Genomic DNA, 26,800 nt, shown 5'->3' on the forward strand with positions numbered 1-26,800 from the left:
TGGCCTCCTGATACCTGGCTGGTACACGGCTCGTAGGTGGGTCGGGGTACGGATCAGCGCTGGTTGACGGTGCCCAGGGCGCTCAAGCCTTGGATGAAGTAGCGCTGGGCGACGAAGAACACGGCCAGTGGCGGGAGCATGTAGAGCAGGTTGGTGGCCATGTAGAGGTTCCAGTCCGGGGTCTGGCCGGCGAACTGGGTGACGAAGGAGGCCATGCCGACGCTCAGCGGCCACTTCTGCGACGAGTACAGGTAGATGAGCGGGTTGAGGTAGTCGTTCCAGGACATCTGGAAGGCCAGGATTGACATCGTTATCCAGGCCGGCTTGGTGATCGGAAGCATGACGCTGACGAAGATGCGGACGTGTCCCGCGCCGTCGACCTTGGCCGCTTCGTCGATGGAGTGCGGGATCGACAGGAAGTACTGGCGGGCGAGGAAGATGAAGAGCGGATTGCCGCCCAGGAAGGCCGGGACGATCAGCGGCAGCCAGGTGTCGTACCAGCCGATGTCCTTGAACAGTTGGAACAGCGGGATGATGCCGACCACCGGTGGCAGCAGCATGCTGCCGACGAAGACGTAGAACCACACCTTCCGGCCGGGGAAGCGCAGCCGGGCCAGGGCGTATCCGGCCATCATCGAGGTCATCACGCCGCCGATCACCGACAGGCCGGTGATGACGACGGAGTTCAGCAGCAGGCGCGGGAAGTGGATGACCTTCGGCCCATTGACGAAGTTCTCGAAGTGGAACTGGTGGGGCAGGAGTCGAGGCGGGACCTCGAAGACCGCCGAGGGGCCCTTCAGCGCGACGGTGAGCATCCACAGGATGGGCAGGATCATCACCGAGCTGATCAGCAGCGCGACGGCGTACCAGGACGCCGTCCGTACGGCCTTGCCGCGCGGCTTGGCTGCCGGGGCTGTCGTCGGCGCCGTCGTCGGCGCCCTCGTGACGTCAGGAGACGTGGTCACTGTAGGTCCAAATCGACGAGAAGCGGGCGGTGGCGGCGATCACGACGACGATGACGAGGAACAGCACCCACACCTGGGCGGAGGCGTAGCCGAACTGGGAGACCTGCCCGAGTTTGGGGAAGCCGTTGTTGTAGATCGACAGCATCATCGTCCGGGTGCTGAACCCGGGACCGCCCTGGTTGTCCGGCGAGAGGATCTTCGGCTGGTTGAACGCCTGAAGGGCCGTCACCATCTGCAGCACCACCTGCAGAATCATGATCGGGCTGATCAGTGGCAGGGTGATCCTGAAGAACACCGTGCGGGGGCCGGCGCCGTCGAGCCTGGCCGCTTCGTAGAGCTCGGTGGGGACCGCCTGGAGCGCGGCGAGGAAGATGATCATCGTGGAGCCGACGCTCCACAGCATGACGATCACGATCGAGGGCATGGCCGAGTCCGCCCCGGACAGCCATTCGCTGGTGGGCAGGTGGAGCCAGTTCAACACCTGGTTGGCCAGGCCGACTTGGGGGTTGAAAACGAACTTCCAGAGCGTGATCGTGGCCACCACGGGCAGGACGACCGGCAGGTAGCACAGGGTGCGCAGCAGGCTGACACCCCGCATCCGCTGGTTGCAGAACACGGCCAGGGCCAGCCCGATGACCAGCGACAACGGCACATACAGGACGACGAGCAGCAGCGTGGCGCGCACCGAGGGCCAGAAGGACGGGTCGGTGCTGAACATCCTGCGGAAGTTGTCGAAGCCGATGAACTTCGGATCCGACAAGCCGTTGTAGCTGGTCAGCGCGAAGTAGGCCGACCGGATCAGTGGATAGACGACGAACGCCGTGAAGCCGATGAGAGCCGGTGCCAGGAAGACGTAGGCGGCCAGAGTGTCCGAGGACCTCTTCCGTCGCCGTCGCCAGGGTCGTCCGAGAAGCCCCGGGCTCCCCCGGTCGGGCGGCAGGGCCACGGGCGGTACGGCGGTTCGCGTCTCTTGGTGCGGAGCGGCTGTCACACGCGCTCACCTTCTTCCTCCGAGGAGTTGGCGAGGACCTGGACCGGGGCCGACCCGACCGTCTGGTGGTCGTCGGCCCGCTCAAGGTAACGTTTCCATTCCCTGGCGATCACACGGTGGCGCACGCCACATGAGGGAGTCAAGAGGCGCGATGGTAACGTTTCCCGGATCAACATCCGGAACACTGTGGGCGGCTCCGGAGTCGCTGAGGACACTCGGACGACGACTGACCACCGAACTGCGGGGCAGCCCGGCAGCGGACATCGTTGAGAGTTGCCTGACCAACACGTGGACCACATCGATGAGTTGGGGCACTCCGCCATCAGACGCCCCGGAAGTCTTCGTCAAGACCGGAGACATCCCGGCGATGTGGTTGCGTGACAGTACGGCCCAGGTCCGGCCCTACCTCGCCGTGGCCACGGATCCGGAGGTCGGCGACGTCCTGGTCGGCGTATCGCGCCGTCAGATCCGCTGCGTCCTGCTGGACCCGTACGCCAACGCCTTCAACGACGGCCCCACCGGCGCGCACGGCGAGCCCGTCGACCGGCCCACGCCCGGGGCATGGGTGTGGGAGCGCAAGTACGAACTCGACTCCCTCTGCGCGCCATTGCAGTTGGCGTACGCGATCCGGCGGGCGACCGGTCGCGAGGACCACCTCGACGACGCCTTTCACCGCGCCGCCTGGACGATCGTACGGCTGTGGCGCGCGGAGCAGTCCCACACGCACTCGCCCTACTGGTTCGTCCGGCCGTCCGGCCCCTTCGCCGCTGACAGCCTTCCCCAGGGCGGACGCGGAGCCAGTGTCCGGCGGACCGGTATGACGTGGTCGGGCTTCCGGCCGAGCGACGATCCCTGCCGGCACGGCTACCTCGTCCCGGCCAACGCGCTGGCGTCGGCGAGCCTGCACGGGCTGGCCGAACTGGCCGCGACCCCCCTCCGCGACGCGGAACTCGCCGGCGAGTCCCGGAAGTTGGCCGGCGAGATTGACGCCGGAATCCTGGCGCACGCGGTGGTCGAGGTCGACGGCGCATCCGTCCTGGCCTACGAGGTCGACGGCCTCGGGACGGCGCTGCTCGGCGACGACGCCAACCTCCCGAGTCTGCTGAGCCTCCCCCTGAGCGGCTGGTGCGCACCGGAGGACCCGCTCTATCAGGCGACCAGGCGTCTTGCGCTCTCCACGGCGAACCCATCGTTCTTCAGCGGCCGTTACGCGTCCGGCCTCGGCAGTACGCATACGCCGGACAGTCACGTCTGGCCGCTGGCGATCGCCACCGCCGGCCTGACCGGCGACGCGAACGCCGCCGCGCAGGCCCTGGACACACTGGCGGCCACGACCGCCGGCACCGGCCTGATGCACGAGAGCTTCCATGTCGACGACCCAGGCCGGTTCACCCGGGACTGGTTCGGCTGGGCCAACGCCATGTTCTGCGAACTCGCCCTCGACCTGTGCGGGGGCGGCGTGCGGCACCTGTTTCCCGTGCACCCGCGGACCCTGCCCGCTGCGCCGAGCGCGGGCAGCAGACCCGCCTGACCTGCGTCAGTGACCGAGACGGCGACCGCCGGGACCGGCGCCGTCACCGCAACCACCCCGAGGAGCCCGCTGTGTTGTGCCTCCCCCACACCGTCCACGTCATGACCGACGACACCCGGCCGCACACGGCGGCTCCGGCCACCGAAGGTGTCTGGACGGTGCGCGGCACCCAGGTCACCGCCGAGCGGACGGCCGACGGCCTGCGGGTATGCGCCCGCGCGGGCGCCGAGGGCCTGTCGCGGATCGTGCTGCGATGGAGGCACAACACACCCGAAGGCGCACGGATTCTCGGAGATGCCTGGGAGCGCGGGTACGGCGATCTTCAGTGGCGGACTCTTCAGCCGGATCGCGCGCTGCCCTGGTACGTCCTGATCGCCGGTGCGTCCGGAGGAACGACGACCGGGTGGGGGGTGCGGACCAGAGCCGGCGCCCTGTGCTCCTGGACGGTCGCCGAGGACGGCATCACCCTCTGGGCGGATGTGCGCAGTGGCGGTCTGCCGGTGCTGTCGGGTGAGCGAGTACTGGACGTGGCCACGGTGGTGACCGCTACGGCCCCGACACCGTTCGCCGCACACGAAGCGCTCAGTACCGTCATGAGCCCGGACCCACTGCCTTCCACAGGCCCCGTCGTGGGCAGCAACAACTGGTACTACGCCTACGGACGTGGCTTCGGCCCCGACGCGGTACTGAGGGACGCGCGGACGGTCGTGGAGTACGCCGACGGGCATCCCGTTCGCCCGTACTGCGTGATCGACGACGGCTGGACCGAGGGCGGCGGATCCGCGCCCGGCGGCCCCTGGGACACCGGGCTGCCGGGCGTGTTCGACGACATGGAGGACATGGCCACCCGGATCACGGAGACCGGTGCCCGGCCGGGCCTGTGGTTCCGACCGCTGCTCTCCCGGACCGAGACCGCCGCCGTCCGGCCCGGCATACGGAGGGATGCCGGTTTCCCCCTCGACCCGTCACTGGACGTGGCACTTGAGACGGTCGCCGGGGACGTGACCCGGTTCCGGCGATGGGGGTACGAACTCATCAAGCACGACTTCTCCACGTACGACGTGTTCGGCCGCTTCGCCGCCGGATCCCCGGCCGAACTCGCCTCGCCAGGCTGGTCGTTGGCCGACCGGTCCTTGACGAGCGCCGAGATCCTGGTCCGCCTGTATCGCACGATCGCCGAGGCCGCCGGGGACACGGTGGTGATCGGCTGCAATACGGTCGGCCATCTCTCCGCGGGCCTGGTGCGGGTACAACGGTCCGGTGACGACACCTCGGGCCGCAGCTGGGAGCGGACCCGGCGCATGGGCGTGAACACACTCGCCTTCCGGCTGGCCCAGCACAACAGGTTCTTCACCGTGGACGCGGACTGCGTGCCCTGCACACCGCAGACGGACTGGAATCTCAACCGGCAGTTCCTGGACCTCGTGGCGCGCTCCGGTACCGCCCTGTTCGTCTCGGTGGACCCCGCCGCCCGCACAGACCGCACGGACACCGACCTTGCCGCAGCCATCAGTATCGCGCTGGACGGCGGGACACCCGGTGGCGTCGAACCCCTCGACTGGCTGTCCACCACGGCTCCTCGTCGCTGGCGGGCCGGTGCGGAGACCCTCGTCTACGACTGGGCCGAAGCCTGGGGAGCGACGCCCCTGCCGGTATGAGTGCGCGAGACCGCGGCGGAGGACGCGGTCACCCTGCTGGGCAAGATGTCCGACGTTGCCGCCGTATGCCCGCGGTGTTCAACCAGAGCGGCGACGTGGCCCTGCTCTCCGTCGTGCCGAACAGCTCCCCCAGCAGGCAGGCCACCGTAGACCTGGTCACCGAGATCCGCGACCGGGGCCTCGCCCTGAAGGACGACACCGGCGCCGAATCGAGTGTCACCAGCACGACCGCCCTGAACATCGACATGTCCGACGAGCTCAACGCCGCCCTGATCCCCTACCCAGGAGTGGTCGTCGGCCTGGCCCTGATCCTGCTGCTCCTGGACTTTCGCTCGACCCTGGTCCCCACGCCTCACCGCACCACCGCCTCCAACCAAAATGCCTTGCCCTTCGAGGTGTTCTCGGAAAGGTCGACCCGGAGCCCCTCGGTGCGCAGCTGCTCGCCCGTGAACTCCCCCTTCGCGGCGTGGGCCTGGCTGCCGTCGTCATCGATCGTGATGTCGGTGACGGCATAGGTCGTACGGCCCTTCAGCCAGCGCACCTTCGCGTCGACGGTGGTCTGGGGTGTTCCGGCCGCGGTCGCGATCAGGAGGGCGGTGCGGCACGGGGCGTCCGTCCACATCCACACGTACGGGCCCTTGCTGCTGTCCCACTCCGTCGTGTCCCAGCCCTGGCCCAGGTGGACGGGCAGGAACTGACCGTCCGTCAGCGCGGTGACCTCGGGCCGCCTGCGCCAGGCGTTGAAGACGCCCATCAGCTTCACCGCCGCCTCCGGCCACTTGCTCGGGTCGCCCGGATCCTGGCCGAACTTGACCGCCCGGACGGCCATATAGGAGTAGTAGTCCTCCATGCGGCCGGTCATCTTGCCGCCGTTCATGTAGGTGGCGCCCATCGGCAGGTGTCCGAACGCGGTGAGCGCCGTGCGCAGCGACAGGTCCTCTCCGGTGATGCCTCCGTTGGAGGTGTTCCAGCCGTTGTACGCGATGTGCAGCAGGCCGTTGTTGCGGTCTCCCTGGGTGGGGGCGATGTCGAGTTCGCTGGTGAGCTTGGGCAGGTACTGAGGGTTCTTCGTCACCAGGTCGTTGAGCATGGTCCGGGTGAGGACGGCCTTGCGGTAGACGTTGTCACTCGGGTGCGAGTAGGCGGTCGTCTGCTCGTTCTGCCAGTACTCGGTGAGGTCGATCATGTGCTGGGTGACGCCGTAGTCGTTGAGCAGCGTCTCGATCTGGCCTCTCTTGTAGGCGAGTTGGACCGGGTCGGCGAGGTCGCGGCCCTTGAGGTGGCCGTCTCCCGTCAGGGAGAACCAGAGGCCGAAGCCGAGTCCGTTGTCCTTGAGGGTCCTGGAGAGCGTGGCCAGGCTGGTGATGGACTTCGTCATGGAGTCGCTGGGTTCGATGGAGTCGCGCGTGGTGTTCCAGTAGTCGTCGAGCATCACCATGTCGAGGCCCGCCCGCCTGGTCTGCGGGATGACGGTGTCGTAGTAGTAGCCGGCGGGCAGTTCGTGGCCCGGGCCGCCGCGGTAGTCCCAGTCGTTCTGGTGGAAGAGCGTGGTGGTGTGGTGGTACTTGAAGCGCTTGCGGAAGTGCAGTTCGTCGGCCATCTTGCCGTCGACGACGTCGCCCTTGAAGACCGTGAGGTTCACCGCGAGGTACTCGAACTCCTCCCCGGGCAGCAGCGTCAGTTGCAGCGATTCGGGGTGCGTGTCCACGGAGACGGTGTCCTGCTCGTGCCAGGCGTTGATGCCGGCGAACGGCGGCAGCATGTAGTCGGTCGGGTAGTTGCCGTTGCCACGCTGCGTCTTCCAGTTGAGCTCGGGACTCACGCTCCAGCCGTGCCCGGCGTCGTACACGGTGAGGGCCTTCTTCGGCCAGGACCTGCCGACGGGTTCGGTGCTCAACGACCCCCGGGTGCTGAACCACTTCATGTTCGGGACGTAGTGGAGGGTGTGCGGCTCGTCCGGCAGCCGCAGGTCGATCACGGTGGAGCGGGTGAGGGTGAGTTCGCGGGCTGGGTCCTCGTTTCGTACGAGCGTGAAGTAGCGCAGGCCCGCAGAGCCGTCGTAGATCTCGAAGACAAGGGTGACGCGGAAGGGGCGCGGCTCAGTTCGGCGCAGGGGAATACGGACTCGCTCCCCGGCCCTCGACGTCTTCTCCTTCGTACGCACGGTGATGGGCTCCGTAGTGGCCTCGCCCAGACGCCAGCCTCCGTCGTCCGCGCGGACGGTTTCGCGACCGTCGAGTTCATGGGCGAAGAGCAACGAGGGGCCACTCAGGTAGTCGCTTCCCGCACGCTTGTTGAGGATCCGCGTGAGGTGGATCCCGCCGTTCCGGTAGGCCACGGTGGCACGCAGGGAGTCGTTCTCGAAGGTCCAGTTCCTGGATCTGTGCCGAATGGTGTCCGACACCGCGGCGGCGGGTCCGGCACCTGCGGCAAGGAAGGCGGCCGAGGTCGCGCCGAGGAAGAGACGGCGGCTCACAGGGGGCATGGCGGAGATCACCTTTCGTCGAAGGGAGGCTCGTTACGGAGTTCAACGGCCGTGATGGCGAAGGCCAGCGGCCCGGGCAGGAGGGGGGCGAGCAGCGGGAGCATCCACAGGAACGCGACACACAGTCCGACGGCGGCCGCGATCAGGGCGCAACCCGCCGGATCGGCAACACAGCGTGTCACCGCTCGGCGCAGGGCCGGACGCCAGCCGTGCGCCGCCTCCGGATCCACGGCGGTGCGCAGGGCGAGGACGAGTCCGGCTGCCGCGAGAGCGGTCAGTGCCCACGACACCGGGCGGGCGCCCGGAAGGCCGGCTCTGGCGAGCATCAGGTCGAGGACGATCAGGGTCAGAGCCGCGAAGACCGTCACGCCCGCCAGCAGGGAACGCAGGAGTCCGTAGGCGCGGAACTCGGCGACGTATTCCCCCAGCGTCACCGGACGCTCCTCGCGGATCGCGCGCCGCAGGACGGCGCCGGCCGCGGCCAGCGCCACCGGAGCCGTGATGATCGGAAGGGAAGCGACCGCTGCGGCCAGGCCGACGGCGAGCATGTCGGCGAAGAGCGAGAAGCGCGGTCCGAACAGCTCACCCGGCTCCCGGCGTTCGTGCACGAGAGAACGCACGGCTCACCCCTTCAGCCCGGACGTCGCCATGCCCTGCACCAGATAGCGCTGGAAGGCGAAGAAGAACAGGACGATCGGCAGGAGCGAGATCACCGACATCGCGAACATCGGGCCGTACGCGGAACTGCTGGACTGGTCGACGAAGTTACGCAGGGCCAGTGTGATCGTGAACTTCTCCGGGTCGAAGAGGTAGATCAGCTGGGTGAAGAAGTCGTTCCAGCTCCAGATGAAGGTGAAGATCGCGGTGGTGATCAGCGCGGGCCGGGTCAGCGGGAGGACGACCGACCAGAAGATCCGGAACGGCCCGCACCCGTCGATGCGGGCGGCCTCGTCCAGCTCACGTGGCAGGCCGCGCATGAACTGGACGATGAGGAAGACGAAGAACGCCTCCGTGGCCAGGAACTTGGGCAGGATCAGCGGCCAGTAGGTGTCCACCATGCCGAGCCTGTTGAAGATGATGTACTGCGGGATCAGCACGGCGTGGTGCGGCAGCATCATCGTCGCGATCATGAAGCCGAACATCACGCCACGCATGCGGAAACGCAGCCGGGCGAAGGCATAGGCCGCGAGGGAGCAGGACACGACGTTCCCGATGACCGAACCCACGCTGATCAGCAGGGAATTGATCAGGAGCCGGGACACGGTGACACCGCTGACACCATCCAGGGCAGTGGTGTAGTTCGCCCACGCGAAGCGGCTCGGCAGCAGCTTCAGGCTGGTGAGGACTTCGTCCGCCGGCTTGAGAGAGGTGGCGAGCAGCCAGATCAGCGGGTAGAGCAGGACGAGCAGCACGGCCAGCAGTCCGATGTGCTTCACCACGGTCCCGGTACGAGCCCGCCGGTCGTGGTTCTTGAGGCTGGGTGCGGTCGTGGTCATCAGGCCCCCTCGTTGGTGTAGAAGACCCAGGAGCGCGAGGTCCTGAAAAGGACGAGCGTCACCGCGCCGATGGCCAGGAGCAGGACCCACGCCATGGCGGAGGCGTAGCCCATGTGTGAGGCCGAGAAGCCACGTTCGTAGAGGTAGAGCGTGTAGAACATGGTCGAGTCGGCCGGGCCGCCCTTGCCGCCGCTGATCGCGAAAGCGGGTGTGAAGACCTGGAAGGACTGGATGGTCTCCAGGACGAGGTTGAAGAAGAGCACCGGGGAGAGCATGGGCAGCGTCACGGACACGAACCGCCGCCACCATCCCGCGCCGTCGAGTGCCGCAGCCTCGTACAGGTCGGACGGGATCTGCTGCAGCCCGGCCAGGAAAATGACCATCGGGGCGCCGAACTGCCAGGCGGAGAGCAGTGCGACGACGAACACCGCGAGGTGGGGGTCGGCGACCCAGCCGCCCGTGTGGATGCCGATGGAGGACAGCACCTCGTCCACGGTGCCGCCGTCGTTGTAGAGCGCTCGCCACACCAGCGCGATCGACATGCTCGCGCCGAGCAGTGAGGGGGCGTAGAAGGCCGAGCGGTAGAAACCCTTGGCCCTGTGCGTGCTCCTGAGCAGCAGCGCGACGCCCAGCGCAAGAGCCAGTTTGAGCGGGACGGCGACCACGACGTACAGAAGCGTGGTGCCCACCGACCGCCCATAGCGCGGGTCCGCGGTGAACATGTCGGTGTAGTTGCGCAGCCCCACCCACCTGGGGGCGTCGAAGAGGTTGTAGTCGGTGAACGACAGGTACAAGGACACGGCCATGGGCGCGAGCGTCAGGAGGACGACCCCGAGGATCCACGGGGAGAGGAAGACGTAGGCGGACCCGTGTCGTTCACCGCGCCCAGGCCGTTTTCGCGATGACGCGGAGGCAGGTGCGGTAACGGGCGGGGCGGCAGTGGTGGTCATCGCAGCTCCCTCTTCGCCTCGGCCACGAACTCGTCGGCGGCATGCCGCGGGCTCTGCATCTCGTACATCACCCGCTGGTAGGTGCGGGTGAAGGAGACCTGGAGGACGACGTCGCCACGGGGCGGTGCCATGGGCGGCGCTTCCGTGCCGTAGGCGGCTGTCTTGCGCCCGTAGTCGTAGACCTCCTTCTCCGCCCCTGTGAGGCCCTTGCCGATCGCTGCGGCGATCTTCTGGTTGGGAGGGGTGGAGCGGGTGACGCCGAGGATCGTGCCCGCAGCGGGGTCGTTGAGCAAGAAGTCGATCAACTCGGCGGCCTCCTTGGGATGGTGGGTCGCCGCGCCCACGCCGACGAGCATGGTCGGTTTGAAGTACTGGCCGGCCCTGCCGTCGGTCGTGGGCACGGGCGCGAAGTGGACGTTCTCACCGAGCAGCGGCGGATATCCGAGGAACGGGCCGTCCCAGTTGAAGTCGGTCGCCGCCAGCCCTCGGCCCATCGGGCTGTCCTCGACGGCGCCGCTTATCTGGGCGGTGTCCTTGGCCTGCGAGGCGATGCCCCGGCGGCGCAGGTTGTCGGTGAAGGTCCAGAACCCGGCCAGGTCGTCGGCGGTGAAACCGATCCGGTGCTGGGAGGCGTAGAGCTTCTTGCCCTTGCCGCGCAGCCAGTTCTCGAAGGCGTCCTCGTTCACGCCGATGTCGGTGAGGCCGGTGTAGGCGTGGCCGCCCGGGCCCTTCATTCCGAGCGCGCTGACCTTCTTGCCTGCCTCGACCCAGTCGTCCCAGGTCCAGCCGGGCCGGGGCGTCGCGACTCCGGCCTTCCTGAACACAGCGGAGTCGTAGGCGAATCCGGTCGATCCCCGGCCCATGGGGAGCGCGTACTGCCGGCCCTCGTAGGCACCGGTGCGGGTCAGGCCGTTGTCGAAGTCGGCAGTCCGTAGCGTGCGGCTCCTGATGTAGGGGCCGAGGTTCAGGAGTGTGCCGCTGCCCGCGTACTGGGAGATCTGCCGGTAGTCGAGCTGCGCCACGTCGGGCAGGTCGCCGCCCGCCGCCTGTGTGGCGAGCTTCTGCACATAGGCCTCGTAGCCCGCGAAGGAGGTGCGAACCGTGACGCCCGGGTGTCTCTTCTCGAAGAGGTCCACGGCTTCGTTGGTGCGTTGCGCGCGGTCCTCGTTGCCCCACCAGGTGAAGGTGAGCGTGACTTTCCCGCCCGCTTCCGTGCTCTGGCCGTTGCCGCTGGAGCAGCTGGTGAGGCCCGCGAGGAGCAGGGCGAGTACGGTGCCTGCGGCGGCGCCGAGCCTGCCTCGCCTCCGGCGGATGCTGGGTCGTGTCATGGCGGTGCCCCCTGGGGCGTGGTGTCGACATCGTTGTCAGAACTCAGGAGGGTGGTCCTCCGGCCGAGGGTGCGAGGTATGCAACCAAGAGCCCACGAACCGCCGTTGACGGTGGTCGTCGACCGAACGTGATGACAACGTTGCCATCACGACGAGCGGACGCCGGGAGGAAGATCGGAGTGTGCGCATCATCGCGAGGAGTTCTCCATCAGGCGGGTCAGGCCAGGTGCGGGAAGGTAGCCGATGGGGCTGCACGGGGTGAACGGTAGGTGACAGCAAGCGCTTTCGCCTCCGGGGAACCTAAGCGGCGTTCGACCAGTCGGTCAATGGGGCTGCAGGAAATGCCTGATCGGACCAGGTGAACAGGCGCATTCGATCGTCACGCGTGATCCGACAAGTGCCACAAGGGGCCCCAGAGCCTTGACGTGCACACAGTGCCGCCACAGAATGACCGCACACTCTGACAACGTTGTCGAAGGGTATCGCCGATGTCGCAGCACGTCGTGAGGTTCACCCGCCGTCAGGCCATACAACTGATCGGCGCCACCGGCACCATGGCCGCCTTCCCGCTCGCCCTGGGTTCGGGCCGGGCCTCGGCCGCGACAACCACCTCCACTCCAGGAGCGGACCCTGTCTCCGACACGTACTACCGCGTCCTCCTCACCCACACCCGCTGGTCGGAACAGCAGTGGGATGCGGCCCAAGGCCACTACACCGACCAGGACTTCGGCTTCGCGGTCGTGCTCGGCAACGCAGTCCTGCTGACCCGGGGCCCGTACGACGCCGAGCGCGCCGGAGTCGACAAGGACACCCTGCGCGCCCGCACCCTAGCCACCCTGAAGCACTTCGCGGCATCCAACCGGCTGACCGGCGGCACCCAGTGGGGACGCAAGCTGTTCTTCGACACCACCTTCCAGTCCTACTTCGTCCTGGCGGCCCGCCTGATGTGGGACGACCTCGACGAGGTGACGCGCCGCAACGTCGACACCATCGCCCGCGAACAGGCGCAGTACACCGCGCAGTTGGGCACGGCCGACGACCCCGACTCCGGCGGCTGGACTCCGCACGGCCTGGGCGGGGGCTTCGAAGGCGACACCAAGCTGGAGGAGATGGGGGTCTACGCCCAGTCACTGGCCCCCGGCCTGGCCTGGGCGGGCGACGATCCCCGCTACGAGGCATGGCGCGCCGCCTTCGGCCGGTGGAGCCGCAACGAGGCGGGCCTGCCGGCCGCCGACCTCGCCAACCCGGCCCGCGTGGACGGGATCGCCGTCAGCGCGAACACCGCGCAGAACCTGTACGACACGTTCATCGTCGAGAACCACGGCTCCTTCGGCCCGCACTACCAGGAAGAACTCTGGCGAACTTCGGGACGCAACAGCGCCCACTTCCTCGTCGCGGGCCGCGCCCTGCCCGAGGTGCTCACGGAGCAGCCGAATGCCGCGCCCTTGTGGCGCACCCTGCTCGGGGTGATGAGCGATGCGGGAGAGCCCCTGATGCCGATGGTCGCCGACCGCGAACACCTCTACGGCCGCGACGTCATCCCGCTCGCCTTCCTCGCGCAGGTGGTCGGAGATCGCGCCGCGGCCCGCTGCGAACTCGCCCTGGCCGAGCGGCTGGAGGCCTACCAGGCGTACCCGCCGCAGTACCGTCTGGCGAAGTTCTCGGGCGAGCCCAAGTACGAACCTGAGGCGCGCGCGGAACTGGCCATCAGCTATCTGCTCCACGAGTGGCGGGCCCGGTCGGGGCGAGCACGCGTGCGTCCCCTGTCACAGCGCGAGCTCTTCGAGCAGGCGAGCGGCGTCACCGACTACGGCTCGGGTCCCGGCCTCGTCTCCCATCAGTCGCCGGGTGCGTGGGCCGGTGTGGTCAGCAAGGCCGGTTTCGTGAAGTTCGCCTGGCAACCGGCCCATGATGACTGGCTGTTCGCGCTCAGCGGTACGACGCCGATGTTCCTGCCGCGTTCCGGGGCCGAGGTCACCGGACGGTCGGTCGTCGCGTACTCCCGGCTGCGGGACGGGTTCGACGGCAGCGCGAGCCTGCTCAGGCTGGACGCCGGGTACGCGGGCTTCACCACTCTGCCGTCCGGCGCCGTCGTGTACGCGACCTCCGGTACGGCCGCCGGGGAAGGCCACCTGGAGGTGCACAACCTGGACATGCCCGGAATGCCGGGGCTGGACGGAAGCCGCACGTACCGGACGGCCGAGGGAAGTACGGCGATCGCGGCACAGGCCGACACCTCGCCCCCCGCCGGTCCCCGGGTCGACGAACTCACCTTTCCTCGCGGCCGGTTCCGCCATCTGCGGATGCTCGGGGCACGCCCCGACCCCTCGTACGGCTATTCGCTGTACGCCTTCGAGATACGCGACGGGGCCACGGGCGCCGACCTGGCGCGCGGCGCCGCGGCGACGGCCTCCGCGTCCTCCTTCGACCCGGGCAAGGAGCCCGCACTCGCGGTCGACGGCGACGGCTCGACCCGCTGGGCGGTGTCCCGTGCGGACCGTCCCCGCGTGGACAGTTGGATCACCGTCGACCTGGGCGCGGCCCTGGACGTGGACCGGGTGACGCTGCGCTGGGAGACCGCGGCAGGCCGCGCGTACCGGATGCAGGGATCGCTCGACGGGCAGAAGTGGGCCGACCTGGTCGCCTGGCCGCAGGCGGACCTCACCAGCCGCGCCGGCTGGCTGGACATAGACGGCCGTGCCGGTCTCGTCGTGCGCGGCGGTACCAACCCGATCTCGGTGTACGGCGACACGGTCGTCCTCTCCGACGGACCGGCCGAGGGCCTTCTGGTCGAGGGACTCCCGGGCGCGACGCCTGAGCGGCTGCGCGCCGCAGCCGCCCGGAAGAGCCCCTCGGTGCAGTCCGCCCAGGTGAAGGCCGCTCTCACCGACGACTACCTGAGCCTGTTCAACCTCTCCTCGGATCCGGTGACCACCACAGTGACGATCGCGGGTTCACGCTCCGACGGAATCCGCCTGTACGAGGGTGTGCAGACCGTCACCGAATCGGGCACGGCCTATCAAGCCGAACTGTCCGCCGCTTCCGCCGTGCTGTTGCCTGCGCGCTTCGTCCTCTCCGGGGAGCGCGTTCCCGTCGGTCTGCGCGCCGAGGTGGTCGACGGCCGCACGGTGCGACTCGGCGGGCCCTCCTGCCACGTCAATGTCTCCGCTCAGGGCAAGAGCCTCGACGCCACGGTCCGTGCGGGCCGTACGACCACGGTCACCGTGCCGCGCGCCACGGCGTACCCGCTTGCCGATCTCGCACTCGGCCGCCCCACCTTCCCGACCGCACCGTTGCCGCCCGGCATGACGGACCCGAACGCCGCGGTCGACGGAGACGAAGGCACCGCGTGGACCCCCGGCCCGGACGGTCGGATGGTCGTCGACCTGGGTGCCGAGCAGCACATCACGGAGATCCGCACTCAGTGGCGGGGCGGGCACATCCCGGCAACCCAGGCCGAGTTCAGCAGGGACGGCCGTACATATACCGGAGCGGCACGGCTGACGGGGCGGGGAGTGCTGCGCACCGACAGCACGGCCCGCTATGTGGCACTCCGAGTCACCGCCCCGGCCGGAGGCCACACCGCACTCACGTCCCTCAACATCACCTCATGACCTGAGGAGCGCTCCCCTGAGGAGTGGGATGCCAGGAAGGAGACCAGAAGGAACGGTCTGGCTGTAGTCGCTGCGGTACGCCGTCCGAGAGACGAGCGCGTACGCCCGGGCCGAAGCCGTCGGCCACGACCTGCAACGTACCGATTACGTGGTCGTGGTGCACTGGCCGGGCAACGCCGCAGACGACTCCTTCACCCGTGCCGTCGAGCAAGTGACGGCCACCACCGCGACCCGTCCGCTGATCACCCGTCGCGGCGACCGGGTGGTCGTGCTGACCGAAGCGAGGCCCGACGACAATGCCGTGCACGCGGCGCTGGCCCATGAGCTGGGGACGCCCGACGGAGCGATCGGGGTGAGCACCCGCTGCGACTCCCCGGGCGGCGTTCCCCGCTGCTATCTCGAGGCACTACGGGCCCTGGAGGCGCGTCAGAACTCCCGCCAGCGCAGCGGGACGACATTCTTCGACGATCTCGGGCTGTACCGGATCCTGAGGCCCGGCAACGATCTCCGGGAGCTCGAAGGCTTCGTGCGAGAGTGGCTCGGCCAGCTGATCGACTACGACGCACGGCACGACACGGAGTTGGTGGAGACGCTCTCGCGCTACTTCGACTGCGGAGGCAACTACGACGATGCGGCCGCCGCGCTGACGGTCCACCGCAGCACCCTGCGCTACCGGCTGCAGCGTATCCGTGAGAGTGACACGCGATCAAGGTTCGGTGTCCCAGGACAACCTGCCCCTGGGGCCGGGCCGGTGGCGCTCGCCCGGGCGGCACCGGTAGCCAGGCGGTGGCTGCTGCTATCCGCACTGCTCGACAAGGGCTGCGGCTGCGGCGGCCCGCACGGTCGCCGAACCCTGCGGCGGCACGCCTGCTGGACGGAAGGCGTGTGAGATCAGCGAGACGTTCACGGCTGCCTCGCCCATGTCGTACGTCGTCGTCCCGTGCAGGGAGCCGACCGGGTCCTGCTGGAGCCTGACGTTGAGATTGCGGGCCCATGCGCCGAGCAGGGCGGCCTGGTCGGCGTCGGACCGGTCCGCGGGCGGGAGTTCGCCCTGGACGTGGCCGTCCGTGTCGACCGTCCAAGCGAGCGGTTCGTAGCCGTCTTCGGCCCCCTCGCCGGTCCAGATGTTCAGGAGGTCCAGGGCCGCGCGCTGGCGATGGTTCGTCATGGGCCGACCGTAGAGGCCGGCGGGGAGTGTGCGGGGCGGGATCGGAGGGTGCCCCTCCAAGGGATGACCGCGCCGTGGGTGCGGGCCGTCGCCCCGGCAATGATGCGGGCTGCTGGCGCGCACGAGCTGCCTGCCCTGGGGCGTATCGATCGATACTGTGGCTACGTATCGTTCGATACGCTCTGACGTGTCGGATTCGCGGCTCGGCTGCCTGGAGGCCCCTCCTGATCGCGGGCGAGGGCGGCGATGGACTGGCCTTCCAGGTATGCGGCGCGCACGCCCTCGGTCTTTCCGGCCGTGACTGCCGGGCGGCGTCCGCCCTTGTTGCCCTTCGCCTCGGCAGCCCGTAGTCCGTCGTACGTCAGCTCGCGCTGGAGGTCGCGCTGGAGTTCGCCAGCAGCAGCGAGGGTCTGCACCATGAACTTCACGGTGGACAGGAGCTCTCCGGTGCGCGGGTGGCGGGCCGTGAGATCCATGGCGGAGAACGCGCCGTCGTGGATGCGCAGGGCGAGGCGGTCGCGGTGCAGGACGTCGAGCACGTCGAGGATGTGCTGGGTGCCGCGTACAAGGCGGAACATCTCAGAGATGTGCACGGTGTCGCCCGGCCGCGCGTACGTCAGCAGGTCGCCGAACTTCGGGCGCTCCAGCGGGTGAAGGCGGCTGGAGGTGCCACCCTCTTCCTCAAAGACCACCGGCTCCTCGATGTCAGCCTCGTCCAGGACGAGGTTCTGAAAACCCTGTCGCCAGCCGTCATCGGATCTGATTAGATCCGCGCCTTCGTGAGGCCCCGGAAAGTACGGGTTCATTGGACGCCGCGGCGCCTGTCGTCATTCCTACGTTTACCGACAGGCGGTGGCGGCTGCGGTAGGCCATGGGGTTCAGGATTTCATCGCGGGTGATGTGTAGACGGCGGGGACGCGGATGCCTGCGAGCCAGGCGGTCAGTCGCTCCGCCTCTGTGAGCAACCGACGGAATTCGTTGACCAGTCGTAACGTGGCTTCCGCCGGGTTGGATTCCCGCGCAGGAGTGCCCACGTCCCCGCCCCTGAGCGTCGGCGCTGACGCGAACGCACACATCACCGATGGGGCCCGCCGAACCGACTGTGTTTCGTCATCTGGGGCGGCCCATTTCGTCGGTAACCCCAGGTTGCGGGCCTCCCACAATCCTCTGTGTCACACCCCAGTGGCAGACTGGCGGCACGACGAAGCTTCGGAAGGGCAGGGCGTTGCGGCAGGGGTCACCCGTCGAGCGCCACTGCTCGGGGGTGGCTGGTGCCACGGGGGAGATGTGCGGCTGTGATCTTCGACAGTCTTGATGTGTCTTACGGCGAGATGTGGGGTTCCTATCGGGTAATGACCCATCCGGAACCGCTGTCGCGCGCGGTTGCGGAGCGCAGACATGCTGCCGGGATGGAGTACGCGGTTCTGCTGTCCGCGCGCGAGCGACCGCTGGCACTGGTCGAACGCTGGCCGCGCGGGAAGTGGCGTGTGTATCTGTTCGACGACAGGTCCTGGCGCATGCAGATGACCGACCTCACGCCGCACCACACGGGGATGTTGCTGGTTCGCTGGAACACGCGATGGCAGTTTTCCAACGAGCAGGAGTACGCGTCCAGGAAGTGGACTGTCCAGGAGACCACGACCGTCTCGGCCGACGGGCAGGTCGAGGTGAAGTCCGAGTTCGCCGGGCCGAGGGGAGCGTCGACAGAGCCACTGCACGCTCGGACATCCGGCCCGTCGAGCGACCCCGTGCGGCGGTTCCCGGCGCCCGTCGAGGACTTCCTCTGCCCCGCACCGGAATTCGGCGACTGGCAGGTGTTCGCGCCGTTCCTCGCCCAGCAGGGCCACGAGCCCGCCACGACCGTAATCCTGCGCGACGCGTCGGTGGACGAAGGATCGGGACCGCTGCGCGCCACCGGTATCGAGCAACTGTTCAGTCCGAGCACGCGCGACACTTCGGATGGGCCGGCCGTGGTCGAGCCCGTCGACGCCGGCCTGCTGCGGATTACCTCAGGGCAGCTGGCGGTCTCGGACCCCGGCTCGATCGGAGAGACGCCGCGGATCGTCGCCGTGCCACCGGGCGAGTTCCCGGTCACGCTGTCGCTTTTGCGCACGACACGCGGGGCCGGTGTCGCCGCGGCCAGGGTGACGTTCCTGGACACCCCTCCCCGCGACTGGAAAATGGCCCTCAGGCCCGACGAGGATTTGGGGGTGCTCGGCGAGGGCCAGTTCTACGGGGTTGGCGTGGATACCGGCACAGCGGCTTTCATGGATGCGACTCGGACGGTGACCGAAGACCATCTGGACGAGGACCTGTTCATACCCCTCGACAGCCATTTCAGCGTCGAACTGCCCAGCACGGAGACCGAGCCGAACCTTATCGCCTTCCGTGCCGGCCGGGGCGACGGGGCCTACCCCGTCTGGATCGGCCGCACCGATGACGGGCAGGTTGGTTGCGTCGTCGTTGACTTCCAGCTTCATTCCGCCGACGGGGGAGAGTGAGGAGCCGCCCACCATCGGCGCGAGGCCGCGCTGCCCGAGACTGGGACCACGGCGAACCTCCAGATTACAGACGGCGATTGAGAAGCTCGACAACTCGATCACCGACTTCGGCCTGGTGGACGCCTTCCCGGAGGACGTCAGGGCTCGCCAGCGGTACTACGCATCGACGTAGCCGTGCCCTACAACGGCTCCCTGGTTGCCTTGCGGCCCGCATCTGGACCTGGCCCATACCTCACCCCGGCACGGCAGCCCCTTCCTCCTGGAGAGTCCGCGGGCTCGGTACGGCGCGGGTGACCAGGTCCAGATCCAGGCGGCGGTTCATATCCAGCTCGAACCGTCCGTACGGATTCACGTGCGTCCAGAACAGTGGGGAGCGCGCGCCGGTCCGCGTCGTGGAGGGTGTCGGCCCACTTCGGGTCGGCGAGGACCTGCTGCATCAGCAGTGTGTTGACGTGTTCTCTGAACTACGAGCTCGTAACACGGTCACGGCTGCGCTCGTCTGAGTGGACGTCAAGTCCGTTTCTGGTAGCGGCCTCGCCCGGGTTGGGTGAGGAAGCCTTGGCGGGTGAGGCGTCCGAGGCGAGCACGGGTGACGTTGACCGATGCCTCGTCGGTGGGCATGCCGAGGAGTTCGTGCAGCTCACGGGCTCGGAACTCCTGGTCGGGGTGTTGGTTGAAGGCGTTCACGATGGCCTGGTAGGCGGAGTTCGTTTCGGGCTGCTCGGGTTCATCTCTGGCCGGGGTGAGTTCGGCGATGACCTTCCGGGTAGTGACCAGGTCCGCGAGTCGTGCTTCGGTCTCGGGCAGGGTGGCGGTCAAGTGCTCGATCTGGTCGCGTAGTTCACCGGCTCGTGCTGCGGTCTGGTCGTGCGGGGCCTGGAGGTCTGCCAGGAGCTCGATGATGTTCACGCTGCCAGTCCGAGGGTGTCGCGCCAGGCCGGACTCGGCGTGGTGAGGCGGCGGGTCATGTTCGCGATGGACGCCCAGTAGACGCGCGAAGCCGAGGCGTCGGGGCGGTGGTCGTACTCGCGGGCCGGGCGGCGGTGCAGCATCAACGTGCCGTTGACCTGCTCCACGATCCACCTTTTCGGCTGTGGGACGAAGCCTTTGCCCTGGTCAGCAGGGTTGCGGCGGACGACCTCGACGTCGATGTCCAACAGGGCACCGTGGATGACGACTTGGTCCTTGAAGCCCTGGTCGACCAGGGCCTTCTCCAGGCGCATCCCGCATTTCTCGGCGGCCTGGTCGAGCAGGGCGGTGCCGGCGGCGTTGTCATGCGCGGAGGCGGCCAGCACGACAACCCCGATGATCAGCCCCAGAACATCCACGGCCAGCCCCCACTTGCGGCCCGAGACCTTCTTGTTCACGTCCAGTCCCGTCGTGATCTTCGGGACACCCGCCGCCGCGCGGACGGACTGGGTGTCGATGATCACTAGGGACGGGCCCTCTAATCGCCGGGCCCTCTCCCGTACTTGGCAGCGCAAGAGCTCCTGGATCCGCTGGTCAAGGCCGTCCTCGCGCCACAGGCCGAAGTAGTAGAACACCGCCGACCAGGCAGGTAGGTCATGGGGCAGATACCGCCACTGGCAGCCCGTCCGGTTCTGATAGAAGATCGCGTTCACCACCTCCCGCAGGTCGCAGGACCCGGGGTCCCCGGTCGCCGACCGCGCCACCCTCTCCCGCTTCCAGGCCGTGATCATCGGCTCGATCAACAGCCACTGCTCGTCCGATAAGTCGCTGGGGTACGGCTCTCGCTCCATGCCCCGCATCTCAACATGGACATGCCCAGCATGCGGCCCGCGAGACGACCAGTCCCACGATCGAGCGATCACGAACCCAGGAAGATCGGACTTAACGTCCACTCAGACGTCTTTCCACGCAGTGCAGGAGTAGCCCGGCATGGGAGGGAAGCTCCCGACCGTGAAGTAGTTGCACACCTTGATCTCATCGACGCGTACTCCCCAGCTTGCCGAGGCACTCAGGTTGGAGTTCGTACCGATGGAGGTTTCCTGGCCGTTGATCTTGAGGTACAGGACGGCTGCGGTGTTACTGCTGTCTGTCCATATCCAGGTCCAGGTGCGTGCGCCGTTTCCGGGGCACTGGTCGATCTGGACCTGTGTGCCGCTCCATCCGAAGTACTGGGTGCATGAGGCCGTGCTTGCGTCATCGGCCATGGCCGGTGCGGCCGTACCGGCCGTCAGTGCACCGACAGCCAACGCCAGAACCGTACTTGCCTTCAGAGCCTTGCGGAGCAGAGTCTTCATGCCGCCTTCCCACCTGCGTAAAAATTTCATCGAAAGTGATCACTTCCGAGGCAAGGACGAAGCGCGGCATTACTTTTGTTCAGCAGTCCATGTGAGATGTCGGTCACTTCGGCTGACCTGGGAACGGTGGCCCGACCGCTCCCAGCCGCTCCCGGCCCAATCAGGCCCAGTCGTGAACTCGTGCCCAACTGTCAGGCGCGAGTCACGAGGTATGCCAGATCTACGAGTCAGATCCCAACCTGCTTGGAGCAGTGGTAGAGCGGGGTCCAGCCGTCCCAGGCCCACTCACAGATCTGAATCTTCGAGATCTTCTTGCCGTACGTCGCAGAATTGCTCTCGCCCACGCTCGCGGTGATATTGGCGCCGGTGCCGTCATTGAAGGTGACGTAAAGCGTGCCGGTGTCGGCCCAGGGAGCGGCGCCGCCCTGGTGGGTGTAGAGTCAGGCCCAGCTCTGGCCGCTGCCCGGGCAGTTGTCGACCTGGATCTCAACGTGGGAGTACCAGATCGAGCCCGTGTTGCATCCCTGCGTGGTGGGTGTGCTGTCTGCCACCGCCGGCGCGGCGGCCGTGGCCGTCAGCGCACCCGCGGCAAGCCCCAGGGCGGCAAGCGCCTTGCCGAACTTCATTGAAACTCCAGAGTTCTGAGAAATTTATGGCTTCGGGCAACGGCAATTGGTGAAAACCCCCACCCAGACTGCACGGGTCGAAAGCGCAGCGCCCTGAAGCCGTTGATCACCGAGTGATCGCTTCAATGTGGGAACGCTGTGTGAGGAACCCCAGGTTCATCGATCTGGGTGAGATGTGGATCACCCTGCGCTGGTGTCGGCAGCGCACCGCATCGAGTGCGACCGAGGGCCATGCGGTGCACTTCCACCACTACCACGTGGAGGACATGAGCCGAGTGACGGTGCGGACGTTCTGCGAGGTCGAGGACCGCGAGGTCCGCTCGGACTAGAGCGGCAAGGGCTTTGAGCTGACGCAGATACAGGTCGTGCCCATCTCGGACGAGGATCTGAGCAACCTGCCGACGCCGAAGGCTTTGGAGATCCACGGGTCGTGCCGTGGAAGTCCATCGACGTTCTGCGGATCGGGGAGGGCTACTACCTCCAGCGGAGAAACATGCCCAAGGCCGTTCGCTTACCTGACCACCCGTCGGACAACGCGCTTCATGAAAGCGCGGGGTTAGTTCTCAGCAGGGGAGCGACAAAGAAAGCTCATCCGGATGACCTGAATTAGCCCACCGCTTCCCTTTCAGGGTGGGGGTTAACCACGATCTTTCGTGATGGTTCGTCGATTTGCCTGGTGGGCGTTTCGGCTTGTCTGAGTGGTGGTGGGCAGGCCGAGGGCCCGACTGTCGTGTCAGGTGGGCGCCGGGTTCCACGGTTCCGGAAGCGTTCGGGTGCTCGTCGGGATGGGGGGTTCGGCTGGTCAGCCGGGGTTCGGCAGGGCTTGCAGCCCGGTGAAGGCGCTGGTGATCACGTGGGTCCATGGCCAGTGGCGGGCGAGGCGGAGGATGCGTCGGCGGCCGGTGGTGACCAGGCGGGCGGCGGCGGAGAACAGTCGCAGGCGGAGCTTTTTGGGTTCCCAGCGACGGGCTTGACCGGTCAGAGCGAGCATCGGCATCCAGGCCAGCGGGTCCAGGGCGAGCTGGATGATCTCCAGCCAGAGCTGGTTGCTCGCCGTGTGGTGCAGGGGGAGGTTGCGCAGGCCGGTGTCGCGCGCATGACGGATGCGGTCCTCGGCGCGGGCTCGTTGGCGGTGCCGCAGTTCCAGGGCGGCGATCGGAGTCCTGGTGGTGTTGGTGGCCAGGCAGGTCAGCCGCATTCCGTCGGCGTCGGTGAAGCGCAACTGCGCACCCGGATGCGGCCGTACCTTCCGCACGATCAAGCGCATCCCCGCAGGCCAGCCCTTCAGGACGTCCCCGGCCAGTTCGGCGACCCAGGCGCCGTCGCGGACTTGCCCACCGGGTTCGACCGCCGCCGTCCAGGCCGAGGCCGGGATCTGCAGCACGGCGTGGTGGACGGCGTCGGTGATCGTCATCCCGACCGAGTAGGACAGCCACCGGCCACGTGCGGTGAGCCAGTCCAGGAACTCGTGGGTGCCTCCGGCCGAGTCGGTGCGAATCAGCGTCGATCTGCCCCGCCGGTGCTGCTTCGGTAGGCCCGCTCGCCACCCTCGCTGCCGTGGCCATCCCGGTCGTCACCGCGTGCGCCGCACCCGGCCTCGCCCGCTGCATCGCGATCCGCCGCGCGGCCTGCCGGCTGCTGCGCGGAGCGTGACGCGGCCCGTCTCGCAGTGGCGAGGGTCACTGCGTGCGGCTGGGGACGGATTGATGACCTGCGGGTTGCCGGGGTAAATGGTTGTCGTCCTGCATGTATTTGCCTGGCGGCGTCGGCTGCCTGGGCAGGGGAGAACCCTCGGAGTTGTGATCGCGATGGAGTACTCGGGGGACGGGCGTCCCGTGCCCGGTGATGTGCCGGGTCCGGTCCGGCAGGCGGACCTTGTCCGGCAGTTGGCTCAGCTGAAGCAGGAGATTGACCAGCTGCAGGAAGCGGTTGTCTCGCACGCAGTCGTCGACCAGGCCATCGGTGTGGTCATCTCGCTGGGCAAACTCTCTCCCGAGGAGGGGTTCGAGGTGCTGCGGATGGTCTCCCGGCACACCAACACCAAGCTCCGGAAAGTCGCCGGGCTGATTGTGAACTGGCCGGGCGGCGGGCCGCTTCCCGATGCCCTTCACAAAGCGCTGGAACAGGCCCTGACGGATGTACGCGCCCCCTGACGGGCGGCACGTCTCATACCCCGTGGGCGCCCGGGCAGCCGGGCGCCTTCACGGTGTTGCGGGCGGGGCGGCCACGGTGTCGGCGTGTTCGCCGGTGACGAGGTAGACCACGCGGCGGGCGATGGAGACGGCGTGGTCGGCGAAGCGTTCGTAGTAGCGGCCGAGCAGCGTGACGTCGACCGCGGTCTCCACTCCGTGGCTCCAGCGGTCGTCCATCAGGTGCTGGAAGATCCCGCGGTGCAGCTCGTCAATGCGGTCGTCGTCCTGCTCCATCTGTGCTGCCGCTTCCACATCGCGGGTGACGAGGACGTCGGCGGCCTGTGCCATCAGGCGCTGGGCGAGCTGGCTCATCTCCAAAATGGTGCGGCGCAGATCCTGTGGCACGGCCTGTTCGGGATACCGCCGCCGGGCCACCTTGGCGACATGCTGGGCCAGGACCGAACAGCGTTCCAGGTCCGCGCTCATGCGCAGCGAGGTGACCACCAACCGCAGATCGGTCGCGACCGGCTGCTGGCGTGCCAGGACGGCGATGGCCCGGTCCTCCAGGTTTCGTTGCAGGTCCTCGACACGGCCGTGAGCACCGAGCACACTCTCCGCGAGGTCGAGATCCGCGTCCAGCAGAGCACTGGTGGCCCGTGCCATGGCAGAACCGACCAGGTTCGCGATGCCGACCAGGCCCTCGCCGATCGAGTCCAGTTCCGCGTGATACGCGTCCCGCATTCCAGCCCTCACTCTCCAGTTGTCCGCCGTCTGCATCCGCAAGACTCCCACAACCACGCACACCCGAATCCGAGCATTCCAACGGCATGGACCACGACACACACCGGCGCGCCGATCCGTTACCAGCCGGGGCCGGCCCCCGCGAGCGGCGTACGCTCCGCGGGCGGAGGACGTCCGGAACGTGATGTGCCCATGGCGTCCTCCGCGCCGCTTCACCCGGCTGTGGCCCGTCCCGTGCTTTCGCGGTGCGGGCCACAGCCATGTGTGGTCGCCGCCGTCGCCACGCAGGTGCTTCACCCGTTCGGACTACGGCGGCTGTTACGCACTTTTGCGGACCGGACCTCCGGATCCCGGGGGCGCCGAGGCGTCGCCGACCACACCGAGGCCATCCGTACCGAGCTGGCCAAGGTCGTCGAACGCGTCGACGACTACCTGAACACGGCCCTGCCCCCGCAGACCCCTGCGCTCAAGGTGTCCTTCCAGGACCACGAGGCCCAGCTCGTCCAAGCCATGAAGCAGGAAGCCGCCCGCGCCGAACTGGCCCAGGCCATCTCCACCGCCCGGCAGAAGATCACCCTGCTGCGCCGCGGCTGACCGAAGGTCACCGCGGGCCGTACACCTCGACCCGTCCCAGACCATCTCCTCAACGGCACCGGATCCATCGCCACGGCCAGCATCCGCTGGACCGGATCCGGTGCCGTGCCGCTGCCCCGAACCCCACGATCCGTCCGTGGCATCGGAGCATGCTGGTGATCCGGTGGACGCGGCCGGTCAGGTCGTCGGCCCGGACGGTTCACCGCGCAGCAGGTCGGGGCGGGTGTCGGCCAGGGCGAAGGCCCGTTGGAGGCCGGTCACGAGCACGACGTCGATGCGGTAGTGCCGTGCTCGTTCGTCTCGTTGGAGGAGCGGGTCGGCGCCGTCCGGGCCGACGCGGCGCTGCACCGCCTTGATGCTGGTCAGAGTGCCGCCGATCTTCGACGGCGGGATCGGGTTCGTCGGGTGGTCGGCGAAGTGGTGCTGCACGTCCTCGTAGGAGGCGGTGCCGCCCAGCTCGGTGATCCGGCGCAGGACCGCCCGGGCCCCGGGCGCCAGAGAGGCGATCATGTGGAACAGCAGCTGGTCCGTCCAGCCGTCGACGAGGTCGTTGTCGGCGAGGTCTTGCGGGCCGGGACGCGGCTCTGCGGCCGGTGCGTCCGGCCAGGCGACAGAGACGCCCGGGCGCAGCCCGAACGCGGCCTGGACGGCGGCTATCGCCCGCTCGTAGGTATCCGTCTCGGTGTCGATCGTCAGCCGCACCCGCGCTCCTTATGTGACCGGTGCCCCATGATCCCCGTCGCCCGCCATCCTCTGTCTACAGGAGACCTGGCGGACACCTCCGCTCGCGCGGAGCCGACTCCCAGGCGGGCTGCCGGGTGCGGATCAGCTCCGGGACACCTCCCCTCGCGCGGAGGTGTCCCGCCACCGTGGCGACGCTGAAAAAGCGCGGCCCGGTCCGCTCCGCGCTCGCGGAGGTGTCCCGTGCGGCAGGGCGACGATCGGCACGAGCGCGATGTCCGCTCTGCGCTCGCGGAGGTGTCCCGTACGAGCCGTTCCCCGGCAGCGGGTTCTTCGTGTCCGTTCCGCGCTTGCGGAGGTGTTCCGCTGAACGCTGGGGGTCGTGGCGCCGAACGTGGTTAGGTCTGCTTCGTGCTCGCGTGCCTGAGGGAATGCCTGGGCGTCCCGCCGTGTTGGAGGAGGTGTGGTTGTGGAGGGGACAGTGTCCCCGGGCCTCACTTATTGCCCATGAGGATGATCGTTCGGCTGAAGCCTTATGGAGCCTTTCGCCGCGTAGGCGACCGCCCTTCACAACCACGCGCACGTCGACGACCCGCCCCCTGATCTCACGGGGCGGGCCGTCCGCGTGCGTTCTAGGACCAGCGCATTCCGAGCTGGTCGAGTTCGGCGCGGCGTTGCGGGCTGAGTTTGGCGGCGCGGCGGCGGGTGTTGTCGAGGAACGCCCCCAGCTTGTGCTCGATGCCGTCCACGATCTCCACCGCCTTGCGGGGCACGGTCAGGTGTCCCTCCCGCGCGTGGAACTGGCGGGCGGCGGCGAGGTTCGCGGCCCACCGGGCATCCTGCGACCGCGGTGCACCCTGCACCGGCTCGCCCCCCGCCGGGGGCTCGATGCCGACCGTCTCCAGGAGCCACTGCTGCGCGGGCATCAGCCGCTCCCATCCGGCCCGCTGCCCGGCCGCCCACACGCCCAGGTCCTCGCCCTGGACGATGAGTTCACCGGGGCGGGCCGGGATGGAGCCGCCTGCTTTCACGTGCGCGAGCGTGAGCCGATACGCGCGCTGCCATCCGATCTCCC

At 68.1% G+C, this 26,800-nt stretch carries 23 protein-coding genes and 2 pseudogenes; 8 read left to right on the forward strand and 17 right to left on the reverse strand.

Annotated features, from left to right (window positions below; all coding sequences use genetic code 11):
• Positions 1-53: 53 nt before the first annotated feature.
• The gene (locus tag ACGFZQ_RS36960; protein ID WP_266428836.1) at positions 54-965 is read right to left on the reverse strand and encodes a carbohydrate ABC transporter permease; all 912 of its coding nucleotides are present in this window, start codon (positions 963-965) and stop codon (positions 54-56) included.
• Positions 949-1,956 (reverse strand): carbohydrate ABC transporter permease, encoded by a 1,008-nt coding sequence (locus tag ACGFZQ_RS36965; RefSeq protein WP_393844042.1) that lies wholly within the window; start codon positions 1,954-1,956, stop codon positions 949-951. Before ACGFZQ_RS36965 ends, ACGFZQ_RS36960 begins: the two co-directional genes overlap by 17 nt.
• A gap of 151 nt (positions 1,957-2,107) precedes the next feature.
• Between ACGFZQ_RS36965 and ACGFZQ_RS36970 the strand changes: the two genes are divergently transcribed.
• Positions 2,108-3,487, forward strand: coding sequence for a glycoside hydrolase family 125 protein (locus ACGFZQ_RS36970; protein ID WP_393844043.1), 1,380 nt, complete (start codon positions 2,108-2,110; stop codon positions 3,485-3,487).
• Between the two features lie 101 nt (positions 3,488-3,588).
• Positions 3,589-5,145 (forward strand): hypothetical protein, encoded by a 1,557-nt coding sequence (locus tag ACGFZQ_RS36975; RefSeq protein WP_393844044.1) that lies wholly within the window; start codon positions 3,589-3,591, stop codon positions 5,143-5,145.
• A gap of 352 nt (positions 5,146-5,497) precedes the next feature.
• Here ACGFZQ_RS36975 and ACGFZQ_RS36980 read toward each other — a convergent pair whose 3' ends face one another.
• Genes ACGFZQ_RS36980 through ACGFZQ_RS37000 form a run of 5 tightly spaced genes read right to left on the reverse strand, consistent with a single transcriptional unit; the run spans position 5,498 to position 11,404 of the window.
• On the reverse strand, positions 5,498-7,630 hold the full coding sequence (locus ACGFZQ_RS36980; protein WP_393844045.1) for a hypothetical protein: 2,133 nt from the start codon (positions 7,628-7,630) through the stop codon (positions 5,498-5,500).
• Positions 7,631-7,638: 8 nt separating this feature from the next.
• Complete coding sequence (locus ACGFZQ_RS36985) at positions 7,639-8,250, reverse strand: hypothetical protein (protein ID WP_393844046.1); 612 nt, start codon at positions 8,248-8,250, stop codon at positions 7,639-7,641.
• 3 nt (positions 8,251-8,253) lie between these two features.
• Positions 8,254-9,126: a carbohydrate ABC transporter permease gene (locus ACGFZQ_RS36990; protein WP_393844047.1), complete on the reverse strand. Its 873-nt coding sequence runs from the start codon at positions 9,124-9,126 to the stop codon at positions 8,254-8,256.
• Positions 9,126-10,076, reverse strand: coding sequence for a carbohydrate ABC transporter permease (locus ACGFZQ_RS36995; RefSeq protein WP_393844048.1), 951 nt, complete (start codon positions 10,074-10,076; stop codon positions 9,126-9,128). The genes ACGFZQ_RS36990 and ACGFZQ_RS36995 overlap by 1 nt, the downstream gene beginning before the upstream one ends.
• Positions 10,073-11,404: an ABC transporter substrate-binding protein gene (locus ACGFZQ_RS37000; protein WP_393844049.1), complete on the reverse strand. Its 1,332-nt coding sequence runs from the start codon at positions 11,402-11,404 to the stop codon at positions 10,073-10,075. The genes ACGFZQ_RS36995 and ACGFZQ_RS37000 overlap by 4 nt, the downstream gene beginning before the upstream one ends.
• 488 nt (positions 11,405-11,892) lie before the next feature.
• Here ACGFZQ_RS37000 and ACGFZQ_RS37005 point away from each other — a divergent pair, with 488 nt between their 5' ends.
• The gene (locus ACGFZQ_RS37005; RefSeq protein ID WP_393844050.1) at positions 11,893-15,018 is read left to right on the forward strand and encodes a discoidin domain-containing protein; all 3,126 of its coding nucleotides are present in this window, start codon (positions 11,893-11,895) and stop codon (positions 15,016-15,018) included.
• An 88-nt stretch (positions 15,019-15,106) separates the two neighbouring features.
• Positions 15,107-15,712: pseudogene (locus tag ACGFZQ_RS37010) on the forward strand (PucR family transcriptional regulator); the annotation flags it as partial.
• A 102-nt stretch (positions 15,713-15,814) separates the two neighbouring features.
• Here the strand turns inward: ACGFZQ_RS37010 and ACGFZQ_RS37015 are convergent.
• Positions 15,815-16,186, reverse strand: coding sequence for a hypothetical protein (locus ACGFZQ_RS37015; RefSeq protein WP_393844051.1), 372 nt, complete (start codon positions 16,184-16,186; stop codon positions 15,815-15,817).
• Between the two features lie 161 nt (positions 16,187-16,347).
• Entirely contained in the window at positions 16,348-16,992 is a 645-nt protein-coding gene (locus ACGFZQ_RS37020) for a recombinase family protein (RefSeq protein ID WP_393844052.1), read from the reverse strand.
• A 489-nt stretch (positions 16,993-17,481) separates the two neighbouring features.
• Between ACGFZQ_RS37020 and ACGFZQ_RS37025 the strand changes: the two genes are divergently transcribed.
• Complete coding sequence (locus ACGFZQ_RS37025; protein WP_393844053.1) at positions 17,482-18,687, forward strand: DUF4241 domain-containing protein; 1,206 nt, start codon at positions 17,482-17,484, stop codon at positions 18,685-18,687.
• Between the two features lie 510 nt (positions 18,688-19,197).
• On the opposite strand, the gene ACGFZQ_RS37030 is transcribed toward ACGFZQ_RS37025, so the two are convergent.
• From ACGFZQ_RS37030 to ACGFZQ_RS37045, 4 genes are all read right to left on the reverse strand, one after another.
• Positions 19,198-19,596: a hypothetical protein gene (locus ACGFZQ_RS37030; protein WP_393844054.1), complete on the reverse strand. Its 399-nt coding sequence runs from the start codon at positions 19,594-19,596 to the stop codon at positions 19,198-19,200.
• Positions 19,593-20,447: an IS5 family transposase gene (locus tag ACGFZQ_RS37035; protein WP_393844055.1), complete on the reverse strand. Its 855-nt coding sequence runs from the start codon at positions 20,445-20,447 to the stop codon at positions 19,593-19,595. The genes ACGFZQ_RS37030 and ACGFZQ_RS37035 overlap by 4 nt, the downstream gene beginning before the upstream one ends.
• Before the next feature lie 102 nt (positions 20,448-20,549).
• Positions 20,550-20,951: a hypothetical protein gene (locus ACGFZQ_RS37040; RefSeq protein ID WP_393844056.1), complete on the reverse strand. Its 402-nt coding sequence runs from the start codon at positions 20,949-20,951 to the stop codon at positions 20,550-20,552.
• A gap of 440 nt (positions 20,952-21,391) precedes the next feature.
• Positions 21,392-21,577 carry a hypothetical protein gene (locus tag ACGFZQ_RS37045; protein WP_393844057.1) on the reverse strand — a complete coding sequence of 62 codons (186 nt, stop codon included), beginning with the start codon at positions 21,575-21,577 and terminating at the stop codon, positions 21,392-21,394.
• A gap of 140 nt (positions 21,578-21,717) precedes the next feature.
• Here ACGFZQ_RS37045 and ACGFZQ_RS37050 point away from each other — a divergent pair, with 140 nt between their 5' ends.
• Positions 21,718-21,906: a hypothetical protein gene (locus tag ACGFZQ_RS37050; RefSeq protein ID WP_393844058.1), complete on the forward strand. Its 189-nt coding sequence runs from the start codon at positions 21,718-21,720 to the stop codon at positions 21,904-21,906.
• 473 nt (positions 21,907-22,379) lie between these two features.
• Here the strand turns inward: ACGFZQ_RS37050 and ACGFZQ_RS37055 are convergent.
• A pseudogene (locus ACGFZQ_RS37055) lies at positions 22,380-23,117 on the reverse strand (transposase); the annotation flags it as partial.
• 268 nt (positions 23,118-23,385) lie between these two features.
• On the opposite strand from ACGFZQ_RS37055, the gene ACGFZQ_RS37060 reads away from it, so the two are divergent.
• Complete coding sequence (locus ACGFZQ_RS37060) at positions 23,386-23,730, forward strand: ANTAR domain-containing protein (protein ID WP_393844073.1); 345 nt, start codon at positions 23,386-23,388, stop codon at positions 23,728-23,730.
• A 48-nt stretch (positions 23,731-23,778) separates the two neighbouring features.
• On the opposite strand, the gene phoU is transcribed toward ACGFZQ_RS37060, so the two are convergent.
• The gene (gene phoU / locus ACGFZQ_RS37065; protein WP_393844059.1) at positions 23,779-24,450 is read right to left on the reverse strand and encodes a phosphate signaling complex protein PhoU; all 672 of its coding nucleotides are present in this window, start codon (positions 24,448-24,450) and stop codon (positions 23,779-23,781) included.
• Between the two features lie 264 nt (positions 24,451-24,714).
• Between phoU and ACGFZQ_RS37070 the strand changes: the two genes are divergently transcribed.
• A complete protein-coding gene (locus ACGFZQ_RS37070; protein ID WP_393844060.1) occupies positions 24,715-25,044 on the forward strand; it encodes a hypothetical protein in 330 nt (109 codons plus the stop codon).
• 177 nt (positions 25,045-25,221) lie between these two features.
• On the opposite strand, the gene ACGFZQ_RS37075 is transcribed toward ACGFZQ_RS37070, so the two are convergent.
• Together ACGFZQ_RS37075 and ACGFZQ_RS37080 are read right to left on the reverse strand one after the other, a co-directional pair.
• Positions 25,222-25,746, reverse strand: a complete 525-nt coding sequence (locus ACGFZQ_RS37075) for a hypothetical protein (RefSeq protein ID WP_393844061.1) — start codon at positions 25,744-25,746, stop codon at positions 25,222-25,224.
• 611 nt (positions 25,747-26,357) lie between these two features.
• Positions 26,358-26,800: helicase associated domain-containing protein (locus ACGFZQ_RS37080; RefSeq protein ID WP_393844062.1), on the reverse strand; the 443-nt coding region annotated here is incomplete at its 5' end.

Source organism: Streptomyces sp. NPDC048254, from assembly GCF_043201895.1.
Classification (GTDB): Bacteria; Actinomycetota; Actinomycetes; order Streptomycetales; family Streptomycetaceae; genus Streptomyces.